The sequence below is a fragment of the Yoonia sp. TsM2_T14_4 genome, from assembly GCF_049602355.1.
Classification (GTDB): domain Bacteria; phylum Pseudomonadota; class Alphaproteobacteria; order Rhodobacterales; family Rhodobacteraceae; genus Yoonia; species Yoonia vestfoldensis_A.
Genome location: NZ_CP187137.1, coordinates 335,182 through 351,964 on the forward strand (window position 1 = coordinate 335,182; position 16,783 = coordinate 351,964).

Annotated in this window: 14 protein-coding genes; 7 read left to right on the forward strand and 7 right to left on the reverse strand. The window is 60.8% G+C overall.

Annotated features, from left to right (window positions below; all coding sequences use genetic code 11):
- Positions 1 to 168 precede the first annotated feature (168 nt).
- Both ACPF9B_RS01565 and ACPF9B_RS01570 read left to right on the forward strand, forming a co-directional pair.
- Entirely contained in the window at positions 169 to 834 is a 666-nt protein-coding gene (locus ACPF9B_RS01565; protein ID WP_424178757.1) for an SDR family NAD(P)-dependent oxidoreductase, read from the forward strand.
- Positions 831 to 2,354 (forward strand): cryptochrome/photolyase family protein, encoded by a 1,524-nt coding sequence (locus ACPF9B_RS01570; protein ID WP_424178760.1) that lies wholly within the window; start codon positions 831 to 833, stop codon positions 2,352 to 2,354. Before ACPF9B_RS01565 ends, ACPF9B_RS01570 begins: the two co-directional genes overlap by 4 nt.
- 11 nt (positions 2,355 to 2,365) lie before the next feature.
- On the opposite strand, the gene ACPF9B_RS01575 is transcribed toward ACPF9B_RS01570, so the two are convergent.
- A complete protein-coding gene (locus ACPF9B_RS01575; RefSeq protein WP_424178762.1) occupies positions 2,366 to 3,775 on the reverse strand; it encodes an MORN repeat-containing protein in 1,410 nt (469 codons plus the stop codon).
- A 149-nt stretch (positions 3,776 to 3,924) separates the two neighbouring features.
- Here ACPF9B_RS01575 and ACPF9B_RS01580 point away from each other — a divergent pair, with 149 nt between their 5' ends.
- Positions 3,925 to 5,586 carry an NAD+ synthase gene (locus ACPF9B_RS01580; RefSeq protein ID WP_424178764.1) on the forward strand — a complete coding sequence of 554 codons (1,662 nt, stop codon included), beginning with the start codon at positions 3,925 to 3,927 and terminating at the stop codon, positions 5,584 to 5,586.
- Here ACPF9B_RS01580 and ACPF9B_RS01585 read toward each other — a convergent pair whose 3' ends face one another.
- Positions 5,587 to 6,498: an MBL fold metallo-hydrolase gene (locus ACPF9B_RS01585; protein WP_424178766.1), complete on the reverse strand. Its 912-nt coding sequence runs from the start codon at positions 6,496 to 6,498 to the stop codon at positions 5,587 to 5,589.
- Positions 6,499 to 6,639: 141 nt separating this feature from the next.
- Here ACPF9B_RS01585 and gltX point away from each other — a divergent pair, with 141 nt between their 5' ends.
- The gene (gltX, locus tag ACPF9B_RS01590) at positions 6,640 to 7,959 is read left to right on the forward strand and encodes a glutamate--tRNA ligase (protein ID WP_424178768.1); all 1,320 of its coding nucleotides are present in this window, start codon (positions 6,640 to 6,642) and stop codon (positions 7,957 to 7,959) included.
- 2 nt (positions 7,960 to 7,961) lie between these two features.
- Here the strand turns inward: gltX and ACPF9B_RS01595 are convergent, their stop codons facing one another.
- Positions 7,962 to 10,478 (reverse strand): ABC transporter permease, encoded by a 2,517-nt coding sequence (locus ACPF9B_RS01595; protein WP_424178770.1) that lies wholly within the window; start codon positions 10,476 to 10,478, stop codon positions 7,962 to 7,964.
- A complete protein-coding gene (locus tag ACPF9B_RS01600; protein ID WP_424178772.1) occupies positions 10,475 to 11,164 on the reverse strand; it encodes an ABC transporter ATP-binding protein in 690 nt (229 codons plus the stop codon). The genes ACPF9B_RS01595 and ACPF9B_RS01600 overlap by 4 nt, the downstream gene beginning before the upstream one ends.
- Between ACPF9B_RS01600 and ACPF9B_RS01605 the strand changes: the two genes are divergently transcribed.
- A complete protein-coding gene (locus ACPF9B_RS01605; RefSeq protein WP_424178774.1) occupies positions 11,163 to 11,840 on the forward strand; it encodes an arylesterase in 678 nt (225 codons plus the stop codon). The two genes, ACPF9B_RS01600 and ACPF9B_RS01605, sit on opposite strands and share 2 nt — an antisense overlap.
- A 56-nt stretch (positions 11,841 to 11,896) precedes the next feature.
- Here ACPF9B_RS01605 and ACPF9B_RS01610 read toward each other — a convergent pair whose 3' ends face one another.
- The 3 genes from ACPF9B_RS01610 to ettA form a co-directional block, all read right to left on the reverse strand.
- Entirely contained in the window at positions 11,897 to 12,106 is a 210-nt protein-coding gene (locus ACPF9B_RS01610; RefSeq protein ID WP_040482878.1) for a cold-shock protein, read from the reverse strand.
- A 233-nt stretch (positions 12,107 to 12,339) separates the two neighbouring features.
- Positions 12,340 to 12,546: a cold-shock protein gene (locus ACPF9B_RS01615; protein ID WP_007205742.1), complete on the reverse strand. Its 207-nt coding sequence runs from the start codon at positions 12,544 to 12,546 to the stop codon at positions 12,340 to 12,342.
- A gap of 217 nt (positions 12,547 to 12,763) precedes the next feature.
- Positions 12,764 to 14,419 (reverse strand): energy-dependent translational throttle protein EttA, encoded by a 1,656-nt coding sequence (gene ettA, locus ACPF9B_RS01620; RefSeq protein WP_007205741.1) that lies wholly within the window; start codon positions 14,417 to 14,419, stop codon positions 12,764 to 12,766.
- Positions 14,420 to 14,735: 316 nt separating this feature from the next.
- Between ettA and ACPF9B_RS01625 the strand changes: the two genes are divergently transcribed.
- Together ACPF9B_RS01625 and ACPF9B_RS01630 are read left to right on the forward strand one after the other, a co-directional pair.
- Entirely contained in the window at positions 14,736 to 15,176 is a 441-nt protein-coding gene (locus ACPF9B_RS01625; protein WP_424178777.1) for a universal stress protein, read from the forward strand.
- On the forward strand, positions 15,173 to 16,738 hold the full coding sequence (locus tag ACPF9B_RS01630) for an alanine/glycine:cation symporter family protein (RefSeq protein WP_424178779.1): 1,566 nt from the start codon (positions 15,173 to 15,175) through the stop codon (positions 16,736 to 16,738). The genes ACPF9B_RS01625 and ACPF9B_RS01630 overlap by 4 nt, the downstream gene beginning before the upstream one ends.
- The last annotated feature ends 45 nt before the right edge of the window (positions 16,739 to 16,783 follow it).

Consider the following 16,783-nt stretch of genomic DNA (forward strand, 5'->3'; position numbering starts at 1 on the left):
CGCTGCTAAGAAGTAGCAGGGCGGGGGCAGTGCCGGATGTCTGTGCCATGGTGATCATAGGGGGACTATACAAATCCTGTGCCTGTTGAAAAGCCGATAAAGTGAGTATTTGGAACAAAGCGAGGATGGGGGCTGGTCGCGCATGGCGGGCGTCCTATCCTGATCAGTATGAAAAATGCATTGATCATCGGCGCCTCTGGCGGCATCGGCGCGGCCGTGGCGCTGGAACTGGAACGTTGCGGTGTCGCGGTGACGCGTCTGTCGCGCCGTGCTGACGGGTTTGACGTGACCGATCCTTCATCCGTTGACCGGCACCTGGGTGCGCTGGACGGCCCGTTTGATCTGGTCTTTGTGGCGGTCGGTATTCTGGCGCCGCAGGGCAGTGGGCCGGAAAAGGCGCTATCGGCGATCGACGCGCAGAGCATGGCGCAGGTTCTGGCGGTCAACACGATTGGTCCTGCGTTGGTTCTGCGACATATGCCGCGATTGTTGGCCAAGGATGGGCCTGCCGTGGCCGCCATCCTGTCCGCGCGCGTAGGGTCCATCGGCGACAACCAGATCGGCGGCTGGCATGCCTATCGCGCGTCCAAGGCCGCGTTGAACCAGATCATCCGCGGGGCCGCGATCGAATTGGGGCGGTCGCACAAACAGGCCGCTTGCGTGGCGCTGCACCCCGGCACGGTGGAGACGCCGTTTACCGCAAATTATGCGGGCCGTCATAAGACCATGCCCGCACCCGACGCGGCGGCGCATCTGCTGGCGGTCATTGACGGGCTGACACCGGCGCAGACGGGCCGGTTTTTCGACTATGCCGGTGCCGAGGTGCCGTGGTGAGGCTGGTTCTTGTTCTGGGCGACCAGCTGTCGCCCAATCTGTCGGCCCTGCGCAAATGCGACAAGGCCAAGGATGTCGTGGTCATGGCCGAGGTTGCGGATGAGGCATCATATGTCCCGCATCACCCCAAGAAGATCGCGTTCCTTTTCGCCGCGATGCGCAAATTCGCGGACCGGCTGCGCGCGGATGGCTGGCAGGTCGCCTACACGCGGCTGGATGATCCCGACAACACAGGCTCGATCACGGGCGAGTTGATCCGGCGTTCCAGCGAACATAAGGCCGCCGGTGTCGTCTATACTGAACCTGGCGAATGGCGGCTGATCGCGGCGCTGGGGGATATGCCGCTGCAATCCCATTCATTGCCCGATGACCGGTTTATCGCGTCTCACGCGGATTTCGACGCTTGGGCCGAGGGGCGCAAACAATTGCGGATGGAATATTTCTACCGCGATATGCGCCGCAAGACGGGCATTCTGATGGATGGCGACCAGCCTGAGGGCGGCAAGTGGAATTACGACCACGACAACCGCAAACCGGCCCCCGACAGCGTGGATTACGCAGGGCCGATGCAGTTCACCCCCGACGCGGTGGTCGAAGAGGTGCTTGATCTGGTCGCGCGCCGCTTTGGCAACAATTTCGGCGATCTGCGCCCGTTCTGGTTTGCCACCGACACAGGGCAGGCCCGCCAGCATCTCGCGCATTGGATCAAGGGCGGGTTGCCCAAGTTCGGCGATTATCAGGATGCAATGCTGAACGACCACAAGTTCCTGTATCACGGGATTGTCGGGTTATATCTGAACGCAGGCCTGCTGGACCCGCTGGAGGTCTGTCAGGCCGCAGAGGCGGCCTATCGCGCGGGCCACGCACCGCTGAACGCGGTCGAAGGGTTCATCCGCCAGATCATTGGTTGGCGCGAATATGTGCGCGGTATCTATTTCCGCGAAGGGCTGGATTATGTCAGCCGCAACGCGCTGGGCCACACCCGACAGCTGCCCGCGATGTACTGGGGTGCATCCACCAAGATGAACTGCATCGCCAAGGCGGTGGACCAGACCAAGACCGACGCCTATGCCCACCATATCCAGCGCCTGATGGTTACCGGCAATTTTGCGCTGCTGGCGGGGATCGTCCCGGCAGCGGTGCATGAATGGTATCTGGCGGTTTATGCCGATGCCTATGAATGGGTCGAGGCGCCCAATGTCATCGGGATGAGCCTGTTTGCCGATGGCGGGATCATCGCATCGAAACCCTATATCTCGTCTGGCAATTACATTCACAAGATGTCGGATTATTGCGGCAGCTGCGCCTACCGCGTGCAGGACAAGACCGGCGCGGATGCCTGTCCGTTCAACCTGCTCTACTGGCATTTCCTCGACCGCCACCGCGACCGTTTCAAAGGCAATCCGCGGATGGGCCAGATGTACGCCGTATGGGACAAGATGGACCCTGCCCGCCGTCATCAGGTGCTGTCAGAGGCGGCGGATTTCTTGTCGCGGATGGACGCGGGCGCCTCTGTATAAATGCGCTTGGGTCACTCGCCCGCTGTTTGCGACACAAACGCCCCGTCCGACCACAAACCGGTGCTTTGCTGCCCTGTCGCATAGCGCATCGTGCCGTCACCTTCGCGGCGGCCGCGCAGGAAATTGCCTTCGTAGACATCGCCATTGGCATAGGTCGCGATGCCATAGCCGCTGATCTCACCGTCCTGCCACGCACCGGCATAGATGAACCCGTCGGGCAGGGTGATTTCGCCTTGGCCGCTGCGCTGGCCATCGACGAACTCGCCGACATAAATCGTGCCATCGGCATAGGTCGCGCGGCCAATGCCGTTGCGTTGGCCTTCGGCCCATGCGCCTTCGTAGATATAGCCGTCGGCATAGGTCATCTTGCCTTGGCCGTGGTTCTGGGCGTTCAGGAATTCGCCGTCATAGACCAGACCGTTGGCATAGGTCGCAATGCCCTTGCCACTGATCACGCCAGCGACCCATGCGCCTTCATAGGTTGACCCGTCAGGATAGGTGATTTTGCCGGTGCCATCGGCCAGATCATTTGCAAAACTGCCGACATAGACCGACCCGTCGGGGTAGGTGACCTCGCCCATGCCGGACATCTGACCGGCCGCCCATTCACCGGTATAAACGTAACCATCTGCACCTTGGAACGTGCCTGCACCTTCGCGCCGGTCGCTTATGAAGCTGCCCTCATAGGTGTCGCCATTGGCATAGGTGATGCGGCCCTGACCTTCGCGGCGGCCAGCGACCAAAGCACCTTCGTAGATATCGCCATTGGGTTGGGTCAGCGTGCCGGTCCCCTCGATCTGGCCTGCGACCCAGTCGCCGGTATAGACCAGACCGTCGGCCATGGTCAGCGTGCCAGTGCCATCGCGTTCGCCTGCGCGCAGGCTGCCTTGGTAAAGCGCACCATCGGGATAAGTGATGCGGCCTTCGCCTTCCTTGATGCCGTTGATCCATTCGCCTTCGTAGGAATAGCCGCCGGGGCCGGTCATGATACCGATCCCATGATGCATCGCGTTGCGGAATTCGCCTTGATAGACGACACCATTGGCATATTCGGCCACGCCGGTGCCGGTGATGGTGCCATCGACCCAGTCACCCTCAAAAGTACCGCCGTCGGCAAAGGTGATCTTGCCCTGGCCCTCGGGCTTACCCGCAGCAAAGCTACCTTCATAGACCGATCCGTTGGGAAAGCGCGCGATGCCCTGGCCACGAATTTCGCCCGCAACCCAATCGCCGGAATATTCATATCCATTTGGCAACCGATAGGTGCCGGTACCGTCCTGCAGGCCATCGACAAAGGTGCCTTCGTAAACGCCACCGTCGTCATATTGCTTTGTCTGGATGTCCTGCGCCTGTGCGCTGGCAGCGAACCCTGCAATCAAAAGGGCCGTGGCGATCCCCTGAGGTAAACCAAACATCTTCATCCTCGTCTCCGATCCCTAAGGTTGGCACAGCTTAAAAGAGCTACTGCCACCTGACAACGTGCAAGACGGCAGCAGCGGTGAATGTCGCCATTGGTCTTTCCCCCGCGCTCGGTTCTGCTACATCAGTTTCAGCATATTGGGACAAAACTATGACACGCATCTTTCGCCTGACCATGGCACAGCTTAATCCCACATTGGGCGATCTGGCGGGCAATGCGGCGCTGGCGGCGCAGGCATGGGCGGAAGGCAAGGCGGCGGGCGCCGATCTGGTGGTGCTGCCGGAAATGTTTCTGACCGGCTATCAGACGCAGGATCTGGTGCGCAAACCGGCTTTTGTCGCCGATGCCGCGAGCCGGCTTGATGCCTTGGCGCGGGCCTGCGCGGATGGGCCAGTGCTGGGGATCGGCCTGCCGATGGTCGAGGATGACAATCTTTATAATTGTTACGTCTATCTGGCCGGGGGCAAGATCACGGCGCGGTTTCGCAAACATTTCCTGCCTAATTTCAATGTCTTCGACGAAGTACGTCTGTTCAATAGCGCCGCTATCTCTGGCCCGGTCACGCTGGCGGGTGGTCCGCGCATCGGCACGCCGATCTGCGAGGATGCCTGGTCCCCCGATGTCTGCGAAACCATGGTCGAAAGCGGGGCGCAGATACTCGTTGTGCCGAACGGATCGCCCTATTTCCGTGACAAGTTCCCGATTCGGTTGCAAACGATGATTGCGCGCGTCGTGGAAAACGATGTGCCGCTGGTCTATCTGAATATGATCGGTGGGCAGGATGATCAGATGTTCGACGGTGGGTCGTTCGTGCTGAACCGTGGTGGCAAGCTGGCCGTGCAATTGCCCGTCTTTGACGCGGCGATCACACATGTGGATTTTCAGGAAACCGATCAAGGTTGGGTCGCGCTTGATGGTCCCAAGGCGCTGTTGCCTGACGATCTGGAACAAGATTACCGCGCCATGGTCGAGGCGTTGCGCGATTACCTGCGCAAGACCGGTTTCGGCAAGGTCCTGTTGGGCCTGTCAGGCGGGATTGATTCCGCCATCGTCGCCGCCATCGCCGTTGATGCGCTGGGGGCGGATCAGGTGCGCTGCGTCATGCTGCCGTCGGAATATACGTCGCAGGCGTCGCTGGATGATGCCGCCGCTGCCGCGCGCGCGCTGGGCTGTCGCTATGACACCGTCAGCATAGCAGGCCCGCGCGCCGCCGTGACCGAGGCGCTCGCGCCGCTGTTTGGCGACATGCCTGCCGATCTGACCGAGGAAAACATCCAGTCCCGCATCCGTGGCCTGCTGTTGATGGCGCAATCCAACAAGTTTGGTGAAATGCTGCTGACCACCGGCAACAAATCCGAGGTCGCGGTGGGCTATGCCACGATCTATGGCGATATGGCGGGCGGCTATAACCCGATCAAAGACATGTATAAAACCCGTGTTTTTGACATCTGCCGCTGGCGCAACGCCCATCACCGCGACTGGATGCAAGGCCCGGCGGGGCAGGTGATCCCGCCCGCAATCATCGACAAGCCACCATCAGCCGAACTGCGCCCCGACCAGCGCGACGACGACAGCCTGCCGCCTTATGACGTGCTGGATGGTATTTTGGCCATGCTGGTGGACGGTGACGCCTCGGTCGCTGATTGCGTCGCGGCGGGTTATGACCGCGCCACCGTCAAAAAGATCGAACATCTGGTCTATATCAGCGAATACAAACGCTTTCAGGCGGCCCCCGGCGTGCGGTTGTCGGATCGCGCCTTCTGGCTGGACCGGCGGTATCCGATCGTCAACCGCTGGCGCGATCCTAGCTGATCAGATCAGCTGATAGGAATGCGGCACGAAATGGAACGTGTCATCCGCGCGGGTGTCGATGAACCCAAGGCCCGGGAACGGCATGTGATAGCCGATCAGTGGGATCCGGTCGGCAGCGGCCATCCCCATCACACGACGGCGGGTTGCAGCGGCGGATTGTTTGTCCATATCAAAGCGGACTTCCCAATCGGGATAGGCCAGCGACCAGACATAGTGGTTGGCGGTATCTGCCATCAAGAACAGCTGTGATCCGCCGCTTTCCAGCATGTACCCCATATGGCCGGGCGTATGGCCAAAGGCGGCCATTGCGGTCACGCCGCCGCGCACGGCGTCACCATCCCCAAGAAACGACATTTTTTCGGCCAGCGGGCGAACCTTGGCATTGAACCCTTCGTTTTCGGCACCGGCCCAATGGTCGTATTCCACCTGACCCGTGACATAGGCGGCATTGGCGAATGTTTCCGCGCCGCTTTCATCGGTCAGACCGCCGATATGGTCGCCATGCATATGGGTCAGGACAACATGGGTGATCTGGTCGGTTGTGTAACCGGCACCGGCCAGTGCGGCGGTGATCCCGGCGGCATCGTTGCCGGTGTCGAACAGGATGACCTCTGATCCGGTGTCCAGCACGGTGGGCGTGAAAAAGAACTGCGCGGCATCGGTTGGAATGAAGTTTTCGGCGCTGACGGCGGCAAAGGTATCGGCATCAACGTTCATGCCAAAAATGCCTTGCGGGTTTTCGACACGGCGGCTGCCGGACAACAGGGTGGTCACCCGGAAATCGCCCAGCGTAAAATCGCGGTGCGTGGGCAGGCTGGCGGTGGCGGCCTGTGCCTGCACCAGCGACGGGGCAGCCGCAGCCAATGGCAGGGCAGCCCCTGACAGCAGGGCCTGACGACGGGAAATCAGCATGACGAAATCCTTCCTTAAATTGGTTTTAGCAGACCTAGCTCGCGCTGTCTGTCTGGCAACCAACGCTTTTGTGATCGCTGTGCCTTGCATGGACAAAACGCCCCCGACATGACAAAGCGTGCCGCAATAGGAGTATATCGCATGACCACGACAAGATTCGCCCCATCCCCCACCGGCTGGCTGCATATCGGAAACCTGCGCGCGGCTTTGTTCAACTATGCGATTGCAAGGCAGAACGGCGGCACTTTCGTTTTGCGGATCGACGACACCGATCCCGAACGGTCCAAGGATGAATATGTCGAAGGCATCAAGGCCGATCTGACATGGCTTGGCCTGACATGGGACCGGATGGAATACCAGTCGCGCCGCATGGACCGCTACGCCGAGGCCAAGCAGCGGCTGATCGACATGGGCCGGTTGTACGAATGTTTCGAAACGCCGGTGGAACTCGACCTCAAGCGCAAGAAGCAGCTCAACATGGGCAAGCCGCCGGTCTATGACCGTGCAGCGCTGGCCCTGACCGAGGATGAAAAGAACGCATTGCGTGCTGAGCGTGGGTCGCATTGGCGGTTCAAACTGGACCAGCAGCGGATCGACTGGCCAGACGGGATCATCGGGGATATCTCGATCGACGCGGCCTCGGTCAGTGATCCGGTCCTGTTCAAGAATGACGGGCAGATCCTTTACACACTCGCCTCCGTTGTAGACGATGTGGAAATGGGCATCACCGATATCGTGCGCGGATCGGACCATGTGACCAATACCGCAACCCAGATCCAGATCATTCAGGCGCTGGGCGGCACCGTACCCCGCTTTGCGCATCATTCCTTGCTGACCGGCCCCAAGGGCGAGGCGCTGTCAAAACGCCTTGGCACGCTGTCGCTGCGCGACCTGCGCGCCCAAGGCATCGCACCACAGGCGATCTTGTCGCTGATGGCGCGGCTGGGGTCCGCTGATCCTGTGGAATTGCGCGCAGATGTGACCGAGGTTGTGGCCGGGTTCGATCTGTCGAAATTCGGATCGGCCCCGACGAAATTCGACGCCGAGGATCTTGGCCCGCTGACCGCGCGCTATCTGGCCACGCTGTCGGCGCAGGACGTGGCCGATGTGCTGACATCGGCTGGTGTGCCAACCGACCTGCGGGTGCCTTTCTGGACGCTGGTGCGCGACAATATCGCCACGCTGGACGATGTGGCCGGCTGGTGGGCAATGTTGCGCGACGGGGCGACACCGCTGGTCGATGACGAAGACCGCGACTTTATCGCCAAGGCATTGTTCCTGCTCGATAGCCCGCCCTACACGGCAGATACATGGTCAAACTGGACCACGCTCGTCAAGGACGAGACTGGCCGCAAGGGCAAGGGCCTGTTCATGCCGCTGCGCAAGGCCGTCACAGGGCTTGAACGCGGCCCCGAAATGGCCGACGTCATGCCCCTGTTGCAGGTCAAGCCCAAGCTTTGACGTTATTCCCGCGCGCGCAACACGCGTGCGGGTTTCGCGGCCAAGGGGCGCAAGGCAAAACCTAGCCCCGCCAGCAGAGACGCCATGATGCCGCCCCCGATAATCAACAGCGCATTGCCCCAGATCACGGTATAGCCGGTGTCCATGACAAAGGTTGCGACAGCCCAACCCCCCAATATCCCCGCGCCAAGCGCGACAACCCCCGCCGCCAGCCCCAGCAAGGCAGACCGCAGCGCGAAACTGGCCAGGATACTGCGCCGCGACGCGCCCAGCGTCTTCAGCACGGCCGCTTCATAGGTGCGCGTGCGTTCGCCTGCCGCGGCTGCGCCGATCAGAACCAGAAACCCCGTGACCAGCGTGATCAGCGCGCCATAGCGCGTTGCCGCCGACAGCCCGCCGACAAGCGCGATCACCTGATCAATCGCATCGCGCACGCGGATCGCGGTGATATTGGGATAGGCGGTGGCCAGATCACGCAGGATCGCGGCCTCGGATTCCGGTGTGGCATAGACAGTGGAAATCCAGCTATGCGGCGCGCCTTGCAACGCGCTTTGGTTCATCGCCAGCACGAAACCGATGCCTGCATCTTCCCAGCTGACGTTGCGAAAACTGGTGACCTCGCCGGTAATGTCGCGGCCAAGGATGTTGACGGTCATCGTATCGCCCAATTGCAGGCCGATCTCTGCGGCTTCCTCGGCGGCGAAACTGATCTGGGGCGGGCCGTCATAGCCCGCGGGCCACCATGCGCCTGCGGTAATCTCGGTGCCCGCAGGCTGCGCATCGGCATAGGTCACGCCGCGGTCACCGCGCACGACCCAATGGCCTGCGGCGACTTCGGTCGCGGGGCGGCCATTAATCTGGGTGATGATGCCGCGCAGCATCGGCGCGGTGTCATAGCGGCTGACGGCCTCGTCCTGATCAAGGCGTTCGCGGAACCCGCCGATCTGGTCGGGCTGGATATCGACAAAGAAATAGCTGGGTGCCACCGCAGGCAGGTCATCGGCAAAGGCGCTGCGCAGGTTGCCGTCGATCTGGCCCACGGCGGCCAGCACCGTCAGCCCCAACCCCAGCGACAGCACCACGGATGTGGATTCCCCCCCCCGCGCGCCAATCGACCCCAGCGCCATGCGCAGCGATGTGTTCCCGCGCGCCGCCAGCCGCGATTTGCGCGCGATCCAGCGGATCAGGGCGGCGGCAAGGGTCAGGATCAGCAGCGATCCGGTGATCCCGCCTGCGGTCCAGAGCGTCAGGAAAACCGTGCCTGAAAACCAGATCGTCGCTCCCACCAGCAGGGCCAACAGCCCCGCGATCACCGCCAGATAAGTCTTGCGCGGCAGGGCGCGTGACGCGGAAAACGCATCGCGGAACAGGGTCGCGGCGCGGATATCCTCGGTCTTGGCCAAGGGCCAGAGCGTGAAGATCAGCGCGGCGAGGATGCCGTAAACCGCTGCTTCGACCAAGGGCGCGGCATAGATCGTGAACACCGCTGGCACCGGCAAACGTGCCTCGATAAAGGGGGCCAGCACCACTGGCAGGCCTGCGCCAAGGATCAGCCCCAGCGTCACGCCCGCCAATGTCAGCACGCCGATCTGGATGAAATAGGTCAGGAAAATCGTAGACCGCGTCGCGCCCAGCGTTTTCAGCGTGGCAATCACGCTGGTCTTGCCCGCCAGATAGGCGCGCACGGCTGCAGAGACACCAACCCCGCCGACCGCAAGCCCCGAGAGGCCAACAAGGATCAAAAACGCCCCGATCCGGTCCACGAATTGTGCAGCCCCGCCCGCACCTCGCCGGCTATCGCGCCAGCGCAGGCCCGCGTCGCGGAATTGATCCTCGGCCTGTTGCTCCAGTGCCGCGAGATCAGCCCCTGCGGGCAGGTCCAGCCGGTATTGTGTGGAAAACAGCGTCCCTTCGACGATCAGGCCGGACCCCGCCAGAGCGTCGGTCAAAACAATCGTGCGTGGCCCAAGGCCGAAACCGGCGGATGCATTGTCTGGATAGCGTTCAAGGATCGCGCGCAGGGTGAATGTGGCCTCGCCCAGCCGGAACGTATCGCCCGCCACCAGCCCCAGCCTGTCGGCCAGCACCCGTTCCATCACCCCGCCCTGATCGGCCAGCGCATCGGCCAGCGGCATTGCGGGGTCAAGCTGCACGGCACCGACCAGCGGATAGGGATCATCCACCGCGCGGATCTGGGTCAGCCCGCGTTCCGTGGTGCCGTCACGATCCACCACGGCCATCGACCGGAAATCGACGGTTTCGGAAATCCGGTCTGCGATGCTGTTCAGAAAGGCCAGTTCCTCGGCGCGGGCAAAGCGATAAGTGAATTCCACCTCGGCATCGCCACCCAGAAGGGCCGCGCCATCGCGGGTCAGCCCCGCCTCTATCCCTGCGCGCACGGTGCCCACGGCGGCAATCGCCGCGACACCCAGCGCCAGACAGGCCAGAAACACGCGGAACCCGCGCAGACCACCGCGCAATTCGCGCAAAGCGAAACGTGACGCGATGCGCAGGGTCATTCGGCGGCCTTTGCCAGCGTGTCGATCCGCCCGTCGCGCAGGTTCACCACGCGGTCGCAACGCGCAGCCAGTTCATTGGCATGGGTTACCATGATCAGCGTGGCCCCATGCCGGTCGCGTAGATCGAACAACAGATCGATGATTGCGGCCCCGTTGGTGGCATCCAGATTGCCGGTTGGTTCATCCGCCAGCAATATCTTGGGCCGCGGTGCAGAGGCGCGGGCAAGTGCCACGCGCTGCTGTTCGCCGCCTGACATCTGGCTGGGGTAGTGGTTGATCCGGTCACCAAGGCCCACAGCGCGCAATTCCGCCTCGGCGCGGGCAAAGGCACCGCGCACACCTGCCAGTTCCAACGGCGTTGCCACGTTTTCCAGCGCGGTCATTGTCGGGATCAGGTGGAAAGATTGGAACACCACCCCCATATTATCCCTACGAAAGCGAGCCAGCTGGTCTTCGTTCATCGCCGTCAGGTCCTGGTCAAGCGCCATGATCCGCCCCGATGTCGCCTGTTCCAGCCCGCCCATCACCATAAGGAGCGATGATTTGCCCGACCCACTTGGCCCGACCAGCCCCAAGGTTTCGCCCTGCGCCACGGTCAGCGAGATGTCATGCAGAATATCGACGCGCCCTGCATTGCCGTCCAGCGACAGGTTAAGGTCAGTGATTGTCAGAACAGGGTCGGTCATGCGCAAAGCCTTTGGTCGCGGGGTCACTTTTGCATATGGGGCGATCCGTGGCCTGCGCAACATCGGCGGGGTGGTTTTGCTGACGATGACAGCCGGGCATGCGCAAACGGTGACAATCGCGGCACTTGGTGACAGTTTGACGGCTGGTTACGGGCTGGACCAGGGGCAGGGGCTCGTGCCGCAGCTGGAACAATGGCTGCGCGATCAGGGCGCTGATGTGACGATTATCAACGCCGGCGTGTCAGGTGACACGACAGCAGGCGGTCTGGCGCGGGTGGGCTGGACCCTGACGCCGCAGGTGGATGCGATGATCGTGGCCTTGGGCGGCAATGATTACCTGCGCGGGCTTGATCCTGCTGTCAGCCGCACCAATCTGGATGGCATTCTTGCTGCAGGCCAGCAGGCCGGTGTTGCGATGCTGCTGGTCGGGCTGCAGGTTGGAGCGAATTACGGCCCCGCCTACAAACGCGATTTCGAGGCGAATTACACAGACCTTGCCGCCAGCTATGGCGTACCGCTGTACCATGACATGTTCGCGGGGATGCGCGTGACCGACAGCGATTTGCGGGCTTTCATGCAAGCCGACGGCATCCACCCCAGCGCCGAAGGTGTGGCGCTGATCGTGGCCGACATTGGGCCAGCTATTCTGGACCTGATCGCGGATGTCCCGCGATAGGGGCCACCGGATGTCACCAGCCGGAGGCCTGATCGGGTAACGTCTGACGTCCGAGCTTAATCGGCCAGTGTCAGGTTGACGGCGCTTTCACGCCCATCACGGCTGGCTTCGATGTCGAAATTCACCTTTTGGTTGTCTTTCAGACCGGTCAGGCCCGACCGTTCGACAGCAGAGATATGCACGAATACATCCTTGGACCCGCCTTCGGGTGCAATGAAACCATAGCCTTTGGTGGTGTTGAACCATTTGACAGTGCCTGAAGCCATGTCCTTGTCTTTCCTCTTTTTTTCCGCTCGCATTGTGCAGCGGACCGGCTCGGTCAACGTAAGATCGAATGACTGGGCCGAAAGGAGACAGTGGTCGATTTATCAACGTCGCAGCCTCATGTTGCCACGATCTGCCGTAAAATCAACAAAATTTGAAAGCTGGGCCAATCATGGCAGGCCCTTGCCAAAAAAAATGGCGCACGGAAGCCGTGCGCCATTTCAAGATCGAAATCTTATGCGAGCGCGAGGTTGATCGCGGATTCGCGGCCATCACGGCCGGATTCGATGTCGAAAGTGACCTTCTGGTCATCTTTCAGGCCAGTCAGGCCGGAACGCTCTACAGCGGAGATGTGGACGAAAACGTCCTTGGATCCACCTTCAGGAGCGATAAAGCCGAAGCCTTTAGTTGCGTTGAACCACTTTACGGTGCCATTGGCCATCGTATTATCCCTTTTTGATGCTGCCCGCGAGATTGCGGCAGCGCGGCTTAGTCAGAACTTGATCGAGTGACTGTGGCCGAAAGGAGAACAGTGGGTCGAGAAGAATAACGTTTGCAGCCACAACATGAGGCTTGCACCGCAATAAAGCAAGGGAAACTTTGTAACCACGGGTTTTGCGCGGCGCGGTGACGATACCGCCCCGCGCAAAACGGCGGATTCAGCGCACGAATTTCTTGTGCTTCATCCGCTTGGGTTCCAGCGCATCGGCCCCAAGACGCGATTTTTTGTCTTCTTCGTAATCGGTGAACCCGCCCTGGAACCATTCGACATGGGCATCGCCTTCGAAGGCCAGAATATGTGTGCAGATCCGGTCCAAGAAGAAGCGGTCGTGCGAGATGACCACGGCGCAGCCGGCGAAATCAACCAGCGCATCTTCGAGCGCGCGCAGAGTTTCGACGTCCAGATCGTTGGTCGGCTCATCCAACAGCAGCACGTTGCCGCCAGATTTCAACAGCTTGGCCATATGCACGCGGTTACGTTCACCGCCCGACAGCAGGCCTACCTTTTTCTGCTGATCGCCGCCTTTGAAGTTGAAGGCCGAACAATAGGCACGGCTGTTCATCTGCGCGTCGCCCAGCATGATGATTTCGGCACCGCCGGTGATTTCTTCCCAGACGGTCGCGTCGGGGGCAAGTGCGTCGCGCGATTGGTCCACATAGGACAGTTTCACCGTGTCACCATAGCTGACAGAGCCTTCATCAGGTTGGGTCTGGCCGGTCAGCATCGAAAACAGCGTGGATTTACCCGCGCCGTTCGGCCCGATCACGCCTACGATCCCGCCGGGGGGCAGATCAAACGTCAGATCCTCGATCAACAGCTTGTCGCCCATCGCCTTTTTCAGGCCTTCGACCTCGATCACCTTATTGCCCAGACGCGGGCCATTGGGGATGATGATCTGCGCGCGGCCCATCTTTTCGCGTTCGGATTGGTTGGCCAGATCGTTATAGGCGCTGATCCGTGCCTTGGATTTGGCCTGCCGTGCCTTGGCCCCTTGGCGCATCCATTCCAATTCGCGTTCCAGCGTGCGCTGCTTGGATTTGTCATCCTTTGCTTCGCGTTCCAGCCGTTTGGCCTTGGCTTCCAGCCAGCTGGAATAATTGCCCTCATGCGGGATGCCTGACCCACGGTCGAGTTCCAGAATCCAGCCTGTGATCGCATCAAGGAAATAGCGGTCGTGCGTCACGATCAGGATCGTGCCTTTGTAGTCGATCAAGTGTTGTTGCAACCATGCGATAGTTTCGGCGTCCAAATGGTTGGTCGGTTCGTCGAGCAGCAGCATGTCAGGCGCTTCGAGCAGCAGCTTGCACAGCGCAACACGGCGCTTTTCGCCGCCCGACAGCGTGGTCACATCGGCCTCATCGGGGGGGCAGCGCAGCGCCTCCATGCTGATGTCGATCTGCGCATCCAGATCCCACAGGTTCTGCGCGTCGATTTCATCCTGAAGCTGCGCCATCTCGTCGGCGGTTTCTTCGGAATAATTCATCGCCACTTCGTTATAGCGATCGAGAATTGCCTTTTTGCCCGCCACACCCAGCATGACGTTTTCGCGCACTGTCAGGTTTGGGTCCAATTCGGGTTCCTGCGGCAGGTAACCAACACGCGCGCCCTCAGCCGACCAAGCCTCGCCAGCGAAATCCTTGTCCTGTCCGGCCATGATCCGCATCAGCGTGGATTTACCCGTGCCGTTGACACCGACAACCCCGATTTTCACGCCCGGCAAAAAGTTCAGGCGGATGTTCTCGAACACCTTTTTGCCACCGGGATAGGTCTTGGACACGCCGTCCATGAAGTAGACGTATTGATAGGCTGCCATTGGCGCTGCTCCGCTGTTCTGATCAGGATCAGCCTTGTCGATAACGCAAGCCCGCGCGGGGGGCAATCGGTCTTGCAGGGCAGAGCCGCCGGAAGAAAGCCAAGGCGTTTGGACTGTCAAAGCGACAAAAGGCCGACTTTTAGGATTATTGTCTATCTATCAGATGGCCGTTGTTCCTGAAAATGCTCCATCGGTCAGATTTTTTCCCAAAAGCAGGATGCAGTCCTTAAGGTTGTGGCAGGCAGGCACCCGAACCTGCCCGCGTGACGCTTGTCCTGCAAACCACACTGGAACATCAACCAACGGGGGTATCACCATGGAAAAAACCACGTTCATCGTCGGCCTTGACGGGTCCGAAACGGGGGCGCGCGCGCTTGCCTTTGCCAAGGACCGCGCCGCGGCTATCGGCGATTGTGCCATTGTCATTTGCTATGTGATCGAATGGTCGCCATTCACCTTTCAGACAGCCGAGGAAAACCGCGAACGCCACAAACGCCGCGAGGCCGAGATCGCGATGGCGCATGAGCGCGTGCTTAATCCCGCGCTGACCATGACGCGGGCCGAAGGGTTCGACATCGAAGGCATCGTGCGCCACGGCGATGCGGCCGACATCCTTGACGGTCTGGCCCGCGAACGGGGGGCCAAGCAGATCATCGTCGGGCGCATCGGCGCGCGCGGGTTGAAATCGCGGCTGTTCGGCGGCGTTGCGGGGCGGCTTGCTGCGACGGCCAGCGTGCCGATCACGATCATCCCATGAAAGGCTTTATCATGTTGAAACTGCATCACATCATGGCCGCGCTGGCGGCCTGTCTGCTGCCGGGCCTTGCCGCAGCACAAGAGGCTGTCAGCCTTGACGAACGGGTCAACGGGATATTCGCGGATTACACCGGCTGGTATGTCGGGTTTATCTTTGCCCCCTTTCCTGGCACGGATTTTTCGTGGATCGCCTTGTGGCTGGTCGTGGGGGCGGTTGTCTTTACCGTCTATTTCGGCGCGATCCAGTTCAGCGGCTTCGTCCATTCGATCCGGCTGGTCAAAGGCGATTATTCCGACCCTAACGACGCAGGCGAGGTCAGCCATTTTCAGGCGCTGACCACGGCATTGTCCGGCACTGTCGGTCTGGGTAATATCGCGGGCGTTGCTGTCGCGGTCAGCATCGGCGGGGCAGGGGCTACGTTCTGGATGATCGTCGCGGGCCTGTTCGGCATGGCGACCAAGTTTACCGAATGCACATTGGGCGTCAAATACCGAAACGAACATCCCGACGGGTCGGTGTCCGGCGGGCCGATGTATTACATGGTCAAAGGCTTCAAGGAACGCGGGCTGCCCTTGGGCGGGGCGATGGCAGTAGTATTCTCGATATTCACGATCCTTGGGGCCTTGGGCGGGGGCAATATGTTCCAGGCCAATCAGGCCCATGCGCAAATCTCGACCGTGGTGGGCGATTATCCGGGCTGGATCACCGGCGTCGTTCTGGCGCTGCTGACCTTTGCCGTGATCGCGGGTGGCCTGAAATCGATTGCGCGCGTGACCGAAAAGATCGTGCCATTCATGGGTATTTTCTATGTGCTGGTGTCGCTGTTGATCCTGCTGATCAACTATGACCAGATCCTCTGGGCTTTTGGCCAGATCATCGAAGGTGCCTTTACCGGGCTTGGTGTCGTCGGCGGCTTTACCGGCGCGCTGATCCAGGGGTTCCGGCGTGCGGCCTTTTCCAACGAGGCCGGGATCGGCTCTGCCGCTATTGCCCATGCGGCGGTGCGCACCAAGGAACCCGTGACCGAAGGTTATGTTGCCTTGTTGGAACCCTTTATCGACACGGTGGTGATCTGCACGATGACCGCCCTTGTGATCGTGATCAGTGGCGTGCTGGCGCAGGACCCCGCAACGGGCCTCTATATCTGGAACGCCGAATTGGGCCGGATCACCACGGCGGGTGATGTCAGCGGCGTGGCGCTGACCTCGGCAGCCTATGCGACGGCGTTTTCGTGGTTTCCGGTGCTGTTGATGGTGGCCGTGGTGCTGTTCGCCTTTTCCACGATGATCAGCTGGTCCTATTACGGGCTGAAGGCCTGGACCTACCTGTTCGGCGAAGGTGCGGTAAAAGAGCTGATCTTCAAGATTATCTTTTGCCTTTTCATCGTGATCGGTGCGGCGGCAAGCCTTGGGCCGGTGATCGACTTTTCGGATGCGATGCTGTTTTCCATGGCGATCGTGAACATCATCGCGTTGTATTTCCTGATGCCCATCGTCAAGCGCGAGCTGCACAGCTATCGCCGCCGGTTGCGGTCGGGCGAGATTGTCAAACAGCCCAAATAACGCAAAAGGCCCCGCCAGTGGCGGGGCCTTTCAATTCGTTCAGCC